The following is a 16,001-nucleotide window of genomic DNA, read 5'->3' on the forward strand; positions in this document are numbered from 1 at the left end:
GAAACCTACTCGGCCGTGGCAACGTCCATGATCGAGTCGCCGAATCGGGCGCGAAGCGCCCCCCACACATCGGCATACTGTCCCGGCGACTTGCGATACGCGGCATGGCGTTTGACGAACTGGCGCGCCACTGGTGACACGAGCCGCGTCGGGTGCCGCCGCCAGCCGGCCCGCTGCCGGATCTCGGCCAACATCTCGGGCCACGAATACCGTTGGAATTTCAGCACTTCTTGGGCGCGGGTCACGTCCATCCAGTCGTTGAGATACCAACCGTCGTCGTTATCCGGGTCTCCGGGTCGCCCCGCCGGCATCGCGCCCGGCATGCCGGCCGCCGCTGCCATCTTCGGCCCGATCTCGGCCTGCAGCAGCCGGTGCGATTCGTCACCGGCGACCAGCAGCACCTCACGGACCACGTCAGCGTGCGCGGACGCAGCGAATGCCGTTGCGACATCACGGGTGTCGATGCAATGCACGCGTCCGTCGCTGGGCATCGCGCTGCCGAAGAACAGTGCGTCAGGGGTGAATGGCATGGCCTTGAGGTCGACGCTGAGCACGCCACCGAGTCGCAACACCACCCAGTCCAGAGCCGACGACCGCACGATTTGCTCGGCCTCGAGTTTCTGGCTCCCGTACACCTCGCATGGGCGTAGCGGTGTATCCAGCTCAATCACGTCGTGGCGGTAAGGGTTTCGTGCGCCATAGACCGAGCAGCTCGAGGCATGCAGGAAGCGCGGCGGATTGGGTAGCTCTTCGGCGGCACGTACCAGCGCTGCCGTCGCGTCGACATTCACTCGCCGGGCCAGTTTGGGATCGTAGTAGATCAACGGCGGGATCACCCCGGCCAGGTGCACGATGACATCGGGCGCCACCTCTGACACCACTTGCCGTACCTGCTCCGCGTCGCGCAGATCGACCGGCCGGGTCTGGACACCTGCCGGCACCGTGCCCGCCGTACGGTTCACCGTGGCAACCACCCGCCACCCGTCCGCTGCGAACCGCTTGACAGTGTCGACACCGACCAGACCGAAGGTGCCGGTGATCAGCACGGTCTCTGACATGGATGTCCCCGATCCCGTCAACGTCGTTGTCCTGAGAGGACCGTAGCCCACTCAAGAGAGTGAGTGCCATGTTTCGGCCCGAGGGCTTGTCAGACCCGAGTGTCAAGATCAAGGCATGCAGTACTACGACATCATCGGCGACATTCACGGTTGCGCTTCCGCGCTCGAGAAACTGCTCGCCGAGCTGGGTTACGCGCGTGCGGATGTGACCGGCGCATACCGCCATCCCACCCGTCAGACCGTCTTCGTCGGCAATCTGGTCGACCGCGGACCCGACCAACTCCGCGTCCTCGAGGTGGTCAAACGCATGGTCGACGCGGGCAGTGCGCAGATCGTCATGGGCAACCACGAATTCAATGCGATCTCCTACGCGACCAGGAACCCGGAGCACGAGGGACGTCACTTGCGTCGGCGCACCAAGAACAACCAGCACCAGCACAGCGCGTTCCTGAAGCAGCTCACGCTCAGGCAGCGGCGTCGCTACATCGAGTGGTTCAAAACGCTGCCGCTATGGCTCGACCTGGGCGGCATTCGAGTCGTGCATGCGTGCTGGCACGAAGAATCGATGAAATACGTTGAGGCCGAACTGGGTTCGAACCGTTTCAGCTCGCTGGACCAGTTCGCCAGGGCGTCGACGAAGGGCGACCGGTTGTATACCACGGTCGAAGTTCTGCTCAAGGGACCGGAAATCAGCCTGACTGATCATGGCCAGTTGCCCTACCGGGACAAGGACGGCCGGCTACGCGGCAATGCCAGGATCCGATGGTGGGACGACGAGGCGACGACTCTGAGCAAGATCGCGGAGATCGGCGACAACTTCACCACCGAGGACGGTCGGCCCTACCCGCCGTTGCCCGACATCGAGGTGCCGGCCGACGATCGTTCCTTCGTCTACACCGGTTCGGTGCCGGTGTTCTACGGCCACTACTGGCGTGCGGATGACCCACAGCCGCAACGTGATTGGAGCGACCGTTGCGCGTGCGTGGACTTCAGCGCGGTGAAGGGCGGCAAACTAACCGCCTACCGCTGGCGGGGTGAGACCTCGATCGACCCCGATCACTACGTGCAGGTCGCGGCATGACGACCGCTACGCGTTCTTCTCGGCGATCCGTTCGCGCAGCCGACGGTTCACCGGTTCGGGCAGCAGTTCGGTCACATCACCGCCGAGCAGCGCGACCTCTTTGGCCAGCGACGACGACACGAACGAATACCGTGGCGACGTCGCCACGAAAAATGTGTCGACGCCGGCGACGTGTTTGTTCATCTGCGCCATCTGCAGCTCGTATTCGAAGTCGGTCCCGGTGCGCAGGCCTTTGACGATGGCATTCATCCCGCAGGCTCGGACGAAGTCGACCACCAGCCCTTTTCCGGCGGCGGCCCGCAGGTTGGGTAGATGGCTGGTCGACTCCTCGATCATCGCGATCCGCTCGTCGAGGTCGAACATCCCCTTCTTGGCCGGGTTGACCAGGATCGCCACGACGACCTCGTCGAATTGGGCCGCGGCGCGTTCGAAGACGTCGATGTGGCCTAATGTGACCGGGTCGAAGGACCCGGGACATACCGCGCCGCTCATGTCGAAAGACGCTACACGGTGCCTCAGATTCGTTCGGCGAGCTCCAAACGGGTGTCGCCGTAAACCCGTTCGGGCCAGACCGACCAGCCGTCGGGCCAGGACAAGCGCGTGCTGCCGACACCGCGCTCCACCACCGCAACGGTCCCGTCCCGTGTCCAGCCGTGCGCGGTCAGCGCGACCAGGACCGCATCGATCTCGTCGGTGCCCAGGTCGTAGGGCGGGTCGGACAGCACCAGGTCGACTGCAGCCGAAGGGCCGCCGGTCAGCACAGCCGTCACCGCGCCCCGGCGCACCGCGGCTCCGGGCAGTCCCACGGTGTCGATGTTGCGGGCGATCACCGCCGCGGTGCGCTGGTCGGACTCGACGAACAGCGCGGATGCCGCGCCCCGTGACAGCGCTTCCAGGCCGAGTGCCCCCGAACCGGCATAAAGATCCAGTACCGCCAGACCCGAGAAGTCGATGCGGGCCGCCAAGATGTTGAACAGCGACTCGCGCACCCGGTCGGTGGTGGGCCTGGTCCCCCGCGGCGGCACCGCAAGGCGCCGGCCTCCGGCCACGCCGCCGATGATGCGGGTCAGTTCAGCACCACCAGCAGGTCACCGCCCTCCACCTGAGCGGTGTCGGACACCGCCACCCGCTCCACGGTGCCGTCGGCGGGCGCGGTGATGGGTGCCTCCATCTTCATGGCCTCGATGGTGGCGACGGTCTGGCCCGCGGTCACCTGCTCGCCCTCGGAGACGGCCACCGTCACCACGCCGGCGAACGGCGCCGCGATGTGGCCGGTGTTGCCGCGGTCGGCTTTCTCGGCGGCCGGCACCGCGCTGGCGATGCTGCGATCGCGCACCAGCACCGGGCGCAACTGTCCGTTGATGATGAACATGACGGTCCGCATGCCGCGCTCGTCGGGTTCGGAGATGGCCTCCAGCCCGATCAGCAGTTCGACGCCGCGCTCGAGCTTCACCCGATGCTCTTCGCCTTGGCGCAGGCCGTAGAAGAACTGGTTGGCCGACAACTGCGACGTGTCGCCGTAGGCCTCCCGATGGTCCTCGAATTCCCTTGTGGGGCCGGGAAACAACAGCCGATTCAGGGCTGCCTGACGTTTCGGCCCCGCCGCGGACAGCGCGTCCTCGTCGTCGGCGGTCAGTTGCGGCGCCGGTTTGCCCGGTGCGCGGCCGTCCAGCGCCGCCGAGCGAAGCGGCTCGGGCCACCCGCCGGCCGGCTCACCCAGCTCCCCGCGCAGGAAACCCAGCACCGAGTCCGGGATATCCAATCGAGCTGGTTCGGAAGCGAACTCGTCCGCGCTCAGCCCCGAACCGACCAGCGCCAAGGCAAGATCACCGACCACCTTCGACGACGGGGTCACCTTGATCAACCGGCCCAGCACGCGGTCGGCACCGGCGTAGGCGGCTTCGATTTCCTCGAACCGGTCCCCCAAACCCAGCGCGATCGCCTGCTGGCGCAGGTTCGACAACTGGCCACCCGGGATCTCGTGGTCATACACCCGTCCGGTCGGGCCCGGTAGCCCAGACTCGAACGGCGCGTACACCTTTCGCAGCGCCTCCCAGTACGGCTCCAACGCGCACACCGCCGGCAGCGACAGGCCGGTGTCGTACTCGGTGTGCGCGGCGGCGGCCACGATCGAGCTCAGCGCCGGCTGGCTGGTGGTTCCCGCCATCGGCGCGGCCGCCCCGTCTACCGCGTCGGCGCCCGCCTGCCACGCCGCCACATAGCTGCCCAACTGCCCCCCGGGCGTGTCGTGCGTGTGCACGTGAATGGGCAGGTCGAAACGGCTGCGCAACGCACTCACCAGGGTGTGCGCGGCCGGCGCCCGCAGCAGGCCGGCCATGTCCTTGATGCCCAGCACGTGCGCGCCGGCCTCCACGATCGACTCGGCCAGGCGAAGGTAGTAGTCCAGCGTGTAGAGGTCCTCGGCCGGGTTCGACAGGTCACCGGTGTAACACATCGCGACTTCGGCTATCGCAGTACCGGTTTCGCGTACCGCGTCGATGGCCGGGCGCATCGAGTCCAGGTTGTTCAGCGCGTCGAAAATACGGAAGATGTCGATGCCGGTGGCCGTCGCCTCCTCCACGAAAGCCGACGTGACGATTTCCGGATACGGCGTGTAGCCCACGGTGTTTCGGCCCCGCAGCAGCATCTGCAGGCAGATGTTGGGAATCGCATGCCGCAGCGCGGACAACCGCTCCCACGGATCCTCTTTCAGAAACCGCAGCGCCACATCGTAGGTCGCACCACCCCAGCATTCCACCGACAGCAGCTGTGGCATCGTGCGCGCGAGATACGGTGCCACCATCAGTAATCCGCTGGTCCGCACCCGGGTGGCCAGCAGCGACTGGTGCGCATCGCGGAACGTCGTGTCGGTCACGCCGACCGCCGGGGACTCACGCAGCCAGCGCGCGAAGCCGTCCGGGCCCAGCTCCAGCAGCCGCTGCCGGGAACCATGCGCCGGCGCAGCCTCCCGGTCGATCTCGGGCAGTTTGTCCTGCGGGTACACCGTCGAGGGCCGCGCGCCGTGCGGCTGGTTGACGGTGACGTCGGCCAGGTAGGTGAGGATCTTGGTGCCGCGGTCGGCCGATACCCGCGCGGTGAGAAGTTGCGGCCGCTCGTCGATGAACGACGTCGTGACGCGACCGGCCTGAAAGTCCGGGTCGTCCAGAACCGCTTGCAGGAACGGGATATTCGTCGACACGCCGCGGATCCGGAACTCTGCCATCGCCCGGCGGGCCCGGTTCACCGCGGTCTGGAAATCACGGCCCCGACAGGTCAGCTTGACCAGCATCGAGTCGAAGTGGGCGCTGATCTCCGCCCCCAGGTTGGTGCTGCCGTCCAGTCGGATGCCGGCGCCGCCGGGTGTGCGCAACGCACTGATCCGTCCAGTGTCGGGACGGAACCCGTTGGCCGGATCCTCGGTGGTGATCCGGCACTGCAGCGCGGCACCATGGGGGCGCACCGAATCCTGCGTCAGACCCAAGTCCTGCAAAGTCTCGCCGGCCGCGATGCGCAGCTGACTGGACACCAGGTCGACGTCGGTGATCTCCTCGGTTACCGTGTGCTCCACCTGAATTCGCGGGTTCATCTCGATGAAGACGTACTCGCCGCTCTCGTCCAACAGGAATTCGACCGTGCCGGCGCAGCTGTAACCGATGTGGCGGGCGAAAGCGACCGCGTCGCCGCAGATCTTCTCCCGCAACTCGGCCGGCAAGTTCGGCGCCGGTGCGAGTTCGATGACCTTCTGATGGCGGCGCTGCACGCTGCAGTCGCGCTCGTAGAGGTGGATCACGTTGCCCTGGGTGTCGGCCAAGATCTGGACCTCGATGTGCCGGGGTCGCAGCACGGCCTGTTCGAGATACACCGTGGGGTCCCCGAACGCGGACTCGGCTTCCCGGCTCGCCGCCTCGATCGCCTCCGGCAACGCGGCCTTGTCACTGACCCGCCGCATACCGCGGCCACCGCCGCCGGCAACCGCCTTGACGAACAACGGAAACCGCATTTCGTCTGCGGCGGCAACCAATTCGTCGGCCGAGGCCGACGGGGACGATGACTCCAGCACGGGCAAACCCGCTTCCCGGGCCGCGGCGACGGCGCGGGATTTGTGTCCGGTCAGCTTGAGCACCTCGGCGTCGGGACCGACGAACGTGATGCCCGCCTCCGCACATGCCGCAGCCAACTCCGGGTTCTCCGACAGGAATCCGTACCCCGGGTAGACGGCGTCCGCGCCGCAGCGCCGGGCCGTCTCGACGATCTGGTCGACAGACAGGTACGCGCGCACCGGATGCCCGACTTCGCCGATTTGATAGGACTCATCGGCTTTGGTCCGGTGCAACGAATTGCGGTCCTCGTAGGAATAGACCGCGACGGTGCCGACACCCAATTCATATGCGGCGCGGAAAGCCCGGATCGCGATTTCGCCGCGATTGGCCACCAACACTTTGGAGATCACGCTCGACCTTAACTCAGAAGTGTCGACCAATAACTCCAGAAGCGCACCATGATCAGCAGGAATACCGCGGTCAACCAGAACGTCGCCAGCGACCACCGCAAACCGAACACCACTCGCAGCACCGAATTGTCGCCGATCGCCGGACGCGCCAAAATCGAGGCCACCACGACCAGCAGGGCGACGGTGATGACCCAGACCACCATGCAGTACGGACACAACGCCCCGATGCGGTACAGACTCTGAAAGATCAGCCAGTGCACGAACGCGGTACCGGCCAGCAGCCCGACCAGCAGCCCGACCCAATACCACCGCGGCAGAACCACTTTCGCCACCGTCAGCGCCCCAGTGACCAGCACGACCGTGAACCCCACGATGCCCAGCAACGGATTGGGGAACCCGAACAGCGAAGCCTGCGGCGTCACCATCACCGACCCGCACGACACGATCGGGTTGATGTTGCACGACGGCACGTACGAGGAGTTGCGCAGTAACTCGATCTTCTCAACCGTCAGCGTGACCGAGGCGAGCAAGCCCAGCACGCCGCCGATCAGCACCCACCACGCACTCAGCTGGGGTACCCACGGTCCGCGCGTCGCGGGGAGTTCCAGTTCGCCGGATTGCTCGGCGAGTTCGGCTGACACGAGATCAGGCTTTCGCGGTTGCCGCGACCTCGTCGATCCCCGGGACGTTGCCGACGATTTCCTTGATCTTGGCCACCAGCGCGGCAGGAGACGTCCATTCGTATTCGGTGCCGTTGATCTTCACGGTGGGGGTCGCGCGGATGTTGTTGGCCGCCGCGAGTCCGGTCACCTTTTCGATGTACTTGCCGCTGTTGATGCAGTCCGCCACTTTGCCGACGGCCTCTGTTTGACGGGCGATCTCGATCAATCGTGCGTTGTCGGGGAAGCTGGTGCCGGTCTCGGCGGGTTGGATATTGGGGTCGTAGAGCGCACTGTGGAACCGTTGGAAAGAAGCGATGGACTCCTCGGCGACGCAGTTGGCGGCCGCGGCGGCGCGCGAGGAATAGTGCTGGGTCCGCGGACTGTCCAAGATGGTCACCATGTTGTAGTCGGCGGCGATCGCGCCGATTTCAATGAGTTTGTTGATGGTCGATCCGAAATCACGCTCGAACTTGCCGCACGCCGGACACAGGAAATCCTCGTAGAAGCTCATCACGGCCTTGGGTTTGCCTTGGTCGGTGACCAGCTTGCTGGAGGTCACCCGGATCGCGCCCTCGCCGTTGGCAGTGGCGGCTTGCTTCTTGTGGCCGTTGGACACGATGTAGAAGACCAGGCCGACGGCGAAAAGCACGACGATCAAGGTGCCGCCGATCTGGATGAGTCGGCCGAACTTGCCGTCGCCGGACTTCAGGTCGAGTCGCGCGGGGCGCTTGCGTTTGTCGGCCACAGGATCCTCACGTTTGTTGGCTTGGCCCGCGAAGGGGCGCCTCTAGCGTACCGATTGCGATGGTCGCGACCCGCATCACGCGGCCCACCGCCGCGCTCGCGATCGCGACGTTGCGATGGTCGCGACCCGCATCACGCGGCCCTACCGCCGCGCTCGCGATCGCGACGTCCCGATGGTCGCGACCCGCATCACGACCAGGTCAGCACCGGCTCAGGTGAGCCCGCAGCGCCGAGATCAACTCCGCCGTCCCCGCGGCACTGTCCCCGCCGAGCGCGAACAGGTTCGCAAAGCCATGCGCCAGCGAACCCAGATACCGCAGGTCCACGTCGGTTCCTGCGGCCCGCAACGCCGCCGCGTAATCCTCGCCCTCGTCACGCAGCGGGTCGAAGCCGGCGACCGCGATCAGCGCCGGCGCCAGCCCGGCCAACGACGGGGCGAGCGCCGGGGAAACCCGCGGATCCGTCGCATCGATCCCCGACTTGCGCAGGTATTGCGTAGTGAACCAATCGATGTCGCGCTTGGTCAGCACGAAGCCCCGCGCGAACAGGCTCAGCGACCGGGTGTGCGCGGTGAAGTCGGTCCGCGGATAGATCAGCCACTGCAACACCGGGACCGGTCCGCCGCTATCCCGTGCCAGCTGGCTGACCACCGCCGCCAGGTTGCCACCCGCGCTGTCGCCACCGACCGCCACCCGACCCGCTGCCGCGCCGAGTTCTGCGGCGTGCTCCCAGGCCCACTGGAACGCGGCGTAGGCATCGTCGATCGCCGCGGGCGCCGGATGCTCGGGCGCCAGCCGGTAGTCGATCGACAGCACGTGAATGCCCGCGTCGCGGCAGGTCAACCGGCACAACGCGTCGTGGGTGTCCAAGTCGCCGATGGCCCAGCCGCCGCCGTGGTAGAAGACCAGCAGCGGCGCTTCCCCGGCGCCGGACCCCGGGGGACAGTAGTGCCGCGCCGCGATCGGACCTGCCGGACCCGGCAGCGAGATCTCCTCCACGTCCACATGGATCTGCGGGCCGGGCATGACTTGCATGTTTTCCCGCATGGCGGCTCGGGACGTGGCGGCGTCGTCGTCGATCACCAAACCGTCGATGCCCACGGCGCGCAACCCGGTGAGCATCAATTGCAGGGTGGGATCGAGGGTGTTGCCGTCGATCACGACCGACCGTCCCCGCGTGAGGAGCCGCTTGGCGCCGCTGGGAATCCACGGAATGACTTTCACACCCACGTTGGTGACCGTGCCCTGGACACGGGCCGTCCACCCGGTCGACGCGCGCGCTGCCCCGAGATGGAGGTCCGGCGCGCCCGGAAGGCTTCTGGTCATCGGCCGCTCCCTAAAATCTTCGTCACGCTAAACGACGGTCGCTCGATTCCCACCGTCGGCCCCCTCCGACGTCCCCGGGGGCAACCTTACGTCGTGACCGAAATGCCTGAACCTGCGCAGACCGACCGGCCATCTGAAGTTGTGACCGGACGCGGGCCGGGCATTGATTAGCTGGCATATTCAACTCGGTAACATGATGGACCGCGAGTTGGTGTGCGTTTCCGCGACCGGCTTGGACCTGAATCCGAGAACTTTCAATTTCATAGGTAGGTGATGACGTTGGCCGGCGAGTCGGGCGCCACTTCTGTCCCCTCGATTGCCCTCAACGACGAGAACACGATGCCGGTGCTCGGCCTCGGGACCGCAGAGTTATCGGACGACGAGACCGAACGCGCGGTGTCGGCCGCTCTGGAGAGCGGCTGCCGGCTGATTGACACCGCGGCGGCGTACGGCAATGAGGCGGCGGTGGGCCGCGCGATCGCGGCTTCGGGCATTCCCCGCGCCGAACTGTTCGTCACCACCAAACTCGCCACGGCTGACCAGGGTTTCAAGTCGTCGCAGCAAGCCTGCCAGCGCAGCCTGGAAAATCTCGGGCTGGAATACGTCGACCTCTACCTGATCCACTGGCCGGCGGCGGCACTCGGCACCTACGTGGACTCGTTCGGCGGATTGATCCAATCCCGGGGCGAGGGCCACGCGCGCTCGGTCGGGGTGTCCAACTTCACCGCGGAGCACCTGTCGATGGTCATCGACCTGACGTTCGTCACCCCAGCGGTCAACCAGATCGAGCTGCACCCGTTGCTCAATCAGGAGCAGCTGCGCAAGACCAACGCCGAGCACGACATCGTCACCCAGTCCTACACGCCGCTGGCTCTGGGCAAGCTGAACGACAACCCGACGGTGACGTCGATCGCCGGCGAATACGGCAAGACGCCGGCGCAGGTTCTGTTGCGCTGGAACGTCCAGCTGGGCAATTCCGTCGTGTTCCGCTCAGCCAAACCCGAACACATCGCCGGCAACCTGGACGTGTTCGACTTCGAACTGGCCGCCGAGCACGTCGACGCGTTGAACGGGCTCAACGACGGCACCCGGCTGCGGCCGGATCCGGACACCTACACCGGCACCTGACCGTTCACCGGGTAGGGCAGGTGGCCGCGGCCTCCCGCAGTACGCCGGTGGATGCCTGGTCCACCGGCAGCGAATAGCCGCGCAGCACCGCGATGAACTGAATGGCGTACTGGCACGCGAACGCTTTGTTGGGTGGCATCCACTGCGACGGTGGTGAGTCCCCTTTGTCCTGGTTGGCTCTGCCCTGCACCGCCAGCAGGTTGGCCGGGTCGTTGGCGAAGCGCACCCGCTCGGCCTCCGGCCAGTCTGAGGCGCCCATGTCCCAGGCGTAGGCCAACGGGACGATGTGGTCGATCTGCACCGACTCGCCGACCTTGGCGCCTCGCTGGAACGCGATGACGGAGCTGGTGTACGGGTCGTGCAAGGTGCCGGTGGCTACCGCGTCGGGACACCGTTTGATGGAGACATGCGTGACGTCGACCAGGTCGCGGTTGAGGATGTCGTTGCGGGTGTCGCAGCCGTTGTGGCCCAGCGGGGCGTCGTTGTCGTCGTCCCAGGCGTCGCCGAAAGCCGCCCGCCGGTAGTCGAACCGGTGCGCGCGTAGCGGCAGCACGAGGATTCCGGCCAGCACGTCGTCACCGGGTTGCACGGTGGGGACGTCGGCGCGCGCGGCGAATTCGTCGGCGTGCCGGGCCGACGACGATCCCAGCGTCTGGTAGGCGACCACCAGCGCCAGCACGGCGACGGCCGCCAACCAGAGCAGTGTCTTGCGAGTCATGACTTGTCCAGGTACTCGATTCGGTCGGTGTCGGTGAATCGTGCTGCCAGCACGGACAATCCGGGGTTGCCCGGATCGGCGCCATACGCTGACTCACAGAATTCCCGGGCGGCCTCGATGTACTCCAGGTGGTCGGCCAGCGAGAGCAGTCGCAACGTGAAGGCCCGGCCGGACTGATTGCGGCCCAACACATCTCCTTCCTTGCGTTCCTTGAGGTCCAGGTCGGCCAGCGCGAATCCGTCGACGGTCGCGGCGACGGCATTCAGCCGGGTACCGGCCGGTGAAACCGGTGAGGTCCAGCTGGCCAACAAACACAGGCTCGGGTGCCGGCCGCGACCGATCCGGCCCCGCAGTTGGTGCAGTTGGCTGATACCGAACCGATCGGCATCCATCACCAGCATCACGGTGGCGTTGGGAACATCGACACCGACTTCGATGACGGTGGTGCACACCAGCACGTCGATCTGGCCGGCGCGGAAAGCGGCCATCACAGCGTCCTTTTCGTCGGCCGACAGTCGACCGTGCATGAGTCCCAGCCGCACGCCGGCCAATTCCTGCGCGCGCAGCCTGCCGAACAAGCCGACGGCGGTCACCGACGGGCGCTTGCCGTCTTCCGTCGTGTCCGACTCTTCTTCGTCGATCCGCGGCGCCACCACATACGCCTGGCGACCGGCGGCAACCTCTTCCCTGATGCGCTGCCAGGCGCGCTCGAGCCAGCGCGGATTCTCCCCGACGAATATCACATTGGAGGTGATCGGCTGACGCCCGCGCGGCAGTTCGCGCAACGTAGACGTCTCCAGGTCGCCGTAATACGTCAGGGCAACCGTACGGGGTATCGGCGTCGCGGTCATCACCAACAGATGCGGAGTGATACCGGCAGGAGCCTTGGAGCGCAACCGATCTCGTTGCTCGACGCCGAACCGGTGCTGCTCGTCGACCACCACCATGCCCAGCTTGTGGAACTCCACCGCGTCCTGCAGCAGCGCGTGGGTGCCGATGACGATGCCGGCCTGCCCACCGGCGACCTCGGCCCGAACCTGCTTCTTTCGCGCGGCGCTCATCGATCCGGTGAGCAGCGTCACGCGGGTGGCATCGTCGGCACCACCGAGTTGGCCTCCCATCGCCAGCGGACCGAGGACCTCGGTCATGGACCGAAGATGTTGCGCGGCAAGGACTTCGGTAGGTGCCAGCAAGGCGCACTGGTAGCCCGCGTCGACCATCTGCAGCATCGCCAGCACCGAAACGATCGTCTTGCCCGACCCGACTTCGCCCTGCAGCAAGCGGTTGAGCGGTCTGGTGAGTGCCAGTTCGTCGGACAACACCGCAAGCACCTCGCGCTGCCCGGCCGTGAGTTCGAACGGCAAGCGCTGCAACAGTTCTGCCGCCAGACCGTCGGGCCGGCGGGGAGCCGCGGGGCCCGATTGGGACAACGCGCCGTGCCGGCGACCGACCAGTGCCCACTGCAGGCCGACCGCCTCGTCGAAAGTGAGGCGATCACGAGCCCGGTCCCGCTCGGATCTGCTTTCGGGCAGGTGGATGGCGCGCAACGCGTCGTCTTCGCCGATCAGCCCGAGCTTCGCACGCAGCTCCGGGGGCAACGGATCATCCACCGGGTCAAGCTGATCCAGCACCTGCTGCACGCAGCGATAGATTTCCCAGGTCTGGGCCTTGGTGCTGGCGGGATAGATCGGATAGAACGGCCGCTCGAACGCCGACACGGCCAATTCACCGCTGTCCGTCTTCGACGCATCGGCGATGTTGCGCAGCGAATCGGTACCGCGGTTCCTGCCGTCCGAGGAGTCCATCAGAAGAAACGCGGGATGGGTGAGCTGCATAGCCCCTTTGAAGTATCCGACCTCTCCGGACAGCATGACCTTGGTGTTCACGGTCAGGTCCTTCATCAGGAAGTCGGCGTTGAAGAAGGTGGCGGTCACCCTGCCGCGGCCTGTCCCGACCGTGACGCGCAACCATTTCCGCGGCCTCTTGCCGGGCTTCTGCTGCCGCATCTGTCCGGACCTCGTATCGGTGATGACGTCGACGATCGTGATGTGCTCGCCCGGTTCGGGGCGCTGGTCGTCGGCGCTGAGCCGGGATGCGCCTTCGACGTAGCTGCGCGGATAGTGGCGAAGCAGCTCGTCGACAGTCAGGAGCCCCAGGCTCTCCTCCAGCGGGGCGGCGGACTTGCCGCCAAGCACAAAGAGCAGCCGATCGCTCAGCGTCGCCACGCCTACTCCACCCCGATCAGCAGCACGTCACCGCGGTGACCGGTGCGGTAGACCACCAGTTCGCTGCCGGGGTGATGGTCGTGCATGTGACTGTCCAGCGCGGCCTGGATGTCCGCAGCGACTCCGTTGTCCAGGTCGTCCAGGTCGGCACCCATCAGCACGGTGACCAGGTCGCCACCGGAGGCCATCAGCAGGTCGAGCAGGCCGATCGCGGCGGCGGGCACGTCGGCGGCGACGATCAGCACCTCGTCGCCCGCGATGCCCAGGCCGTCGCCCGGTTTGCAGGTGCCAGCCCAGGTTAACGCGTTCTCGGTGGCGACGCGCACCGATCCGTGCCGGGCGGCGCCGGCTGCGCGGGCCATGGTGTAGCCGTCGTCGACGGCCTGTCGGCCGGTGTCGTGCACGGCCAGCGCGGCCAGTCCCTGCACCATCGACCCGGTCGGGACCGGCACCACGTCGACACCCCACCCGATGGCCGCGGTACAACCGGCCACCAGTTCCTCGGCGGCCACATATCCGTTAGGCAGCACCATCACCTGGGCTGCGCCGCTGTCCACCACGGCGCGAACCAGTTGGTGGGCGCTGATGCCGCCGGAGTCGTCTGGTTCCGGTCGCAGTACGCAAGCCCCCTCCCCGGCGAACAACTCCTCGGCACCGTCGCCGTCCACGACAGCGAGCACCGCCCGTTCCCGGGTCCAACTTCCCGCGGGCAGTCCGGTGGCGCCGGAACTCAGCGCCGACACCACGATGCGGCTCAACTGTCCGGCCGCCAAACCCGCCTCCACGGCCGCGCCGGCGTCATCGGTGTGGACGTGCACGGAGTAGCTCTGCGAGGCCGCGGCCGCGATCGCCACCGAGTCACCCAGCTCCTCGAGTCGTTGTCGCAGCGTGTCGGCCGCTGCCGCATCGCAGTCGGCCAGCAGGTACATCACCTCGAACTGCGGAGCCCGGCCCCGGGTCACGGTGTCCGCGGTCGGTGGTCGCGGCGCGGGCTCGTAGACGGACCTCGCCGGGGTCTCGCCGGTGATCGTCGACCGCAGCGAATCGAGCATGACCAGCAGGCCGCGCCCCCCGGCGTCCACCACCCCGGCGTCGGCGAGCACGTCGAGCTGCTCGGTCGTCTTCTCCAGCGCGACCACCGCGGCGTCACCGGCCGCGACGATCGCCGCGTCCAGCGTCTGACCGGCGGCGGCGCTCTGGTCGACGGCGGCGGCGGCGGCGCGCAACACCGACACGATGGTCCCGGGCACCTCGTCTCCACCCATCGAGGTCACAACCAATTCGACGCCACGCCACAGCGCGGCCGCGAAGGTCGCGGTGTCGATCACCGCCAGCTCCCCGCCGGAATCGGCGGCGGCGGTCGCGGTTGCGTCGGCGATGCCACGCAGGATCTGGGACAGGATCACCCCGGAGTTGCCCCGGGCGCCGTGCAGTGCACCGGCTGACAGCGCGGACGCCAACCGAACGACGTCATCGTTGCCCCGCCCGACTTCGGCATCCGCCTCGGCCAGCGCCGAACGCATCGTGAAAAGCATGTTCGCGCCGGTGTCGGAGTCGGCGACCGGGAACACGTTGAGCCGGTTGATCTCGTCGATGTGGGTGATTAGGTCGCTGACCACGGTGTGCGCCCAGTCGCGCAGGGCTACACCGTCCAGTACCCGACCTGACTCGCCCAACTCGACCCCCACCTCCTTTGTGCACTGACGAGGCCCCCGATCGCGCCAGCGTAGCCCCGGACCGCCGGGACGTGAGCCAGCCAAGAGCCTAGTCAGAGACGCCGACAGTACTGGTCAAGACGAGTCCGAGCGCCGTGCGTTTTGGCGGTTGCCGACCACAGTCGGTATTGTGGGACGGCCTGGGTGAACCCGGGCTATTCCGGCTCAGGCCGGCTGACCCGACAGCGGGTCGCCGGGCCCGGCAACAGACTTGAGGAGTTTGAACCATGGCCGCTGTGTGCGATATCTGCGGGAAAGGCCCCGGCTTCGGTAAGTCGGTGTCGCACTCCCACCGCCGCACCAGTCGCCGGTGGAACCCCAACGTCCAGACCGTGCACGCCGTGACGCGCCCCGGTGGCAACAAGCAGCGCCTCAACGTGTGCACCTCGTGCATCAAGGCCGGCAAGGTCACCCGCGGCTAGGTTCGCCGTCTTCCTCGACGACCGCTTTGATCCGCTGCAGGGTCGTGGTCATGTCCCGGATGTTGCGCCGGCGGCGCGGCTCGCCGAGCAACCGGAACAGGCGCGGCACCCTGCTGTCGTCGAAACCGATCCAGAACGATTCGGTGACGTCGGTTCCGCGCGCCGTCGGGGCGAACGCGTAATGCCAGTTGTTGACGGCCCGGCCGCCGACGAGCACTTCGAAGCCGAACTCGCGCCCCGGTTCGCAAGCGGTCACCCGGCACGTCGTCCAGTACACCGGGCCGATCTCGTTGCGCTTGACGTGCCCGCGGAACCGCGCGCCCAGCGCCGGGCCCGTCGCTCCGTCCAGCCATTCGGCGTCGAACGTCTCCGGTGAGAACCTGCCCGTATTGCGGACGTCGGCGACGAGATCCCAGATCTTTGCCGCCGGCGCGGCCATGTGTACTGTCACCGATTCGCGCACAGGGCGCAGC

The 16,001-nt window shown here is 66.9% G+C and carries 14 protein-coding genes; 3 read left to right on the forward strand and 11 right to left on the reverse strand.

Features of this window, described 5'->3' with window-relative positions:
• Positions 1-5 precede the first annotated feature (5 nt).
• The gene (locus AC5Y46_RS07630; RefSeq protein WP_499942083.1) at positions 6-1,058 is read right to left on the reverse strand and encodes an NAD-dependent epimerase/dehydratase family protein; all 1,053 of its coding nucleotides are present in this window, start codon (positions 1,056-1,058) and stop codon (positions 6-8) included.
• A 115-nt stretch (positions 1,059-1,173) separates the two neighbouring features.
• Here AC5Y46_RS07630 and AC5Y46_RS07635 point away from each other — a divergent pair, with 115 nt between their 5' ends.
• Positions 1,174-2,139: a metallophosphoesterase gene (locus AC5Y46_RS07635; protein ID WP_499942081.1), complete on the forward strand. Its 966-nt coding sequence runs from the start codon at positions 1,174-1,176 to the stop codon at positions 2,137-2,139.
• 6 nt (positions 2,140-2,145) lie between these two features.
• Here AC5Y46_RS07635 and coaD read toward each other — a convergent pair whose 3' ends face one another.
• The 6 genes from coaD to AC5Y46_RS07665 all read right to left on the reverse strand — a co-directional run bounded on the left by coaD (position 2,146) and on the right by AC5Y46_RS07665 (position 9,320).
• Positions 2,146-2,631: a pantetheine-phosphate adenylyltransferase gene (coaD, locus tag AC5Y46_RS07640; protein WP_499942079.1), complete on the reverse strand. Its 486-nt coding sequence runs from the start codon at positions 2,629-2,631 to the stop codon at positions 2,146-2,148.
• 23 nt (positions 2,632-2,654) lie between these two features.
• Positions 2,655-3,209, reverse strand: coding sequence for a 16S rRNA (guanine(966)-N(2))-methyltransferase RsmD (gene rsmD / locus AC5Y46_RS07645; protein ID WP_499942363.1), 555 nt, complete (start codon positions 3,207-3,209; stop codon positions 2,655-2,657).
• Positions 3,206-6,589 carry a pyruvate carboxylase gene (locus tag AC5Y46_RS07650; RefSeq protein WP_499942077.1) on the reverse strand — a complete coding sequence of 1,128 codons (3,384 nt, stop codon included), beginning with the start codon at positions 6,587-6,589 and terminating at the stop codon, positions 3,206-3,208. Before AC5Y46_RS07650 ends, rsmD begins: the two co-directional genes overlap by 4 nt.
• Before the next feature lie 8 nt (positions 6,590-6,597).
• Positions 6,598-7,230, reverse strand: a complete 633-nt coding sequence (locus AC5Y46_RS07655) for a vitamin K epoxide reductase family protein (protein ID WP_499942075.1) — start codon at positions 7,228-7,230, stop codon at positions 6,598-6,600.
• A 4-nt stretch (positions 7,231-7,234) separates the two neighbouring features.
• Positions 7,235-7,996 carry a DsbA family protein gene (locus AC5Y46_RS07660; RefSeq protein WP_499942073.1) on the reverse strand — a complete coding sequence of 254 codons (762 nt, stop codon included), beginning with the start codon at positions 7,994-7,996 and terminating at the stop codon, positions 7,235-7,237.
• A gap of 199 nt (positions 7,997-8,195) precedes the next feature.
• Positions 8,196-9,320 carry an alpha/beta hydrolase gene (locus AC5Y46_RS07665; protein ID WP_499942072.1) on the reverse strand — a complete coding sequence of 375 codons (1,125 nt, stop codon included), beginning with the start codon at positions 9,318-9,320 and terminating at the stop codon, positions 8,196-8,198.
• Between the two features lie 279 nt (positions 9,321-9,599).
• Here AC5Y46_RS07665 and AC5Y46_RS07670 point away from each other — a divergent pair, with 279 nt between their 5' ends.
• Positions 9,600-10,448: an aldo/keto reductase gene (locus tag AC5Y46_RS07670; protein ID WP_499942361.1), complete on the forward strand. Its 849-nt coding sequence runs from the start codon at positions 9,600-9,602 to the stop codon at positions 10,446-10,448.
• A gap of 4 nt (positions 10,449-10,452) precedes the next feature.
• On the opposite strand, the gene AC5Y46_RS07675 is transcribed toward AC5Y46_RS07670, so the two are convergent.
• The 3 genes from AC5Y46_RS07675 to AC5Y46_RS07685 are packed head-to-tail and all read right to left on the reverse strand — an operon-like array spanning position 10,453 to position 15,046.
• Positions 10,453-11,166, reverse strand: coding sequence for an HNH endonuclease family protein (locus AC5Y46_RS07675; RefSeq protein WP_499942070.1), 714 nt, complete (start codon positions 11,164-11,166; stop codon positions 10,453-10,455).
• A complete protein-coding gene (gene recG / locus AC5Y46_RS07680) occupies positions 11,163-13,391 on the reverse strand; it encodes an ATP-dependent DNA helicase RecG (RefSeq protein ID WP_499942069.1) in 2,229 nt (742 codons plus the stop codon). The genes AC5Y46_RS07675 and recG overlap by 4 nt, the downstream gene beginning before the upstream one ends.
• A gap of 2 nt (positions 13,392-13,393) precedes the next feature.
• Positions 13,394-15,046: a DAK2 domain-containing protein gene (locus AC5Y46_RS07685; protein WP_499942359.1), complete on the reverse strand. Its 1,653-nt coding sequence runs from the start codon at positions 15,044-15,046 to the stop codon at positions 13,394-13,396.
• A gap of 287 nt (positions 15,047-15,333) precedes the next feature.
• Here AC5Y46_RS07685 and rpmB point away from each other — a divergent pair, with 287 nt between their 5' ends.
• Complete coding sequence (gene rpmB / locus AC5Y46_RS07690) at positions 15,334-15,528, forward strand: 50S ribosomal protein L28 (RefSeq protein ID WP_036354526.1); 195 nt, start codon at positions 15,334-15,336, stop codon at positions 15,526-15,528.
• Here rpmB and AC5Y46_RS07695 read toward each other — a convergent pair.
• Positions 15,515-15,991, reverse strand: a complete 477-nt coding sequence (locus tag AC5Y46_RS07695) for an SRPBCC family protein (RefSeq protein ID WP_499942067.1) — start codon at positions 15,989-15,991, stop codon at positions 15,515-15,517. The genes rpmB and AC5Y46_RS07695 overlap by 14 nt on opposite strands.
• Between the last annotated feature and the right edge of the window lie 10 nt (positions 15,992-16,001).

This window comes from Mycobacterium sp. NGS59, from assembly GCF_059812345.1.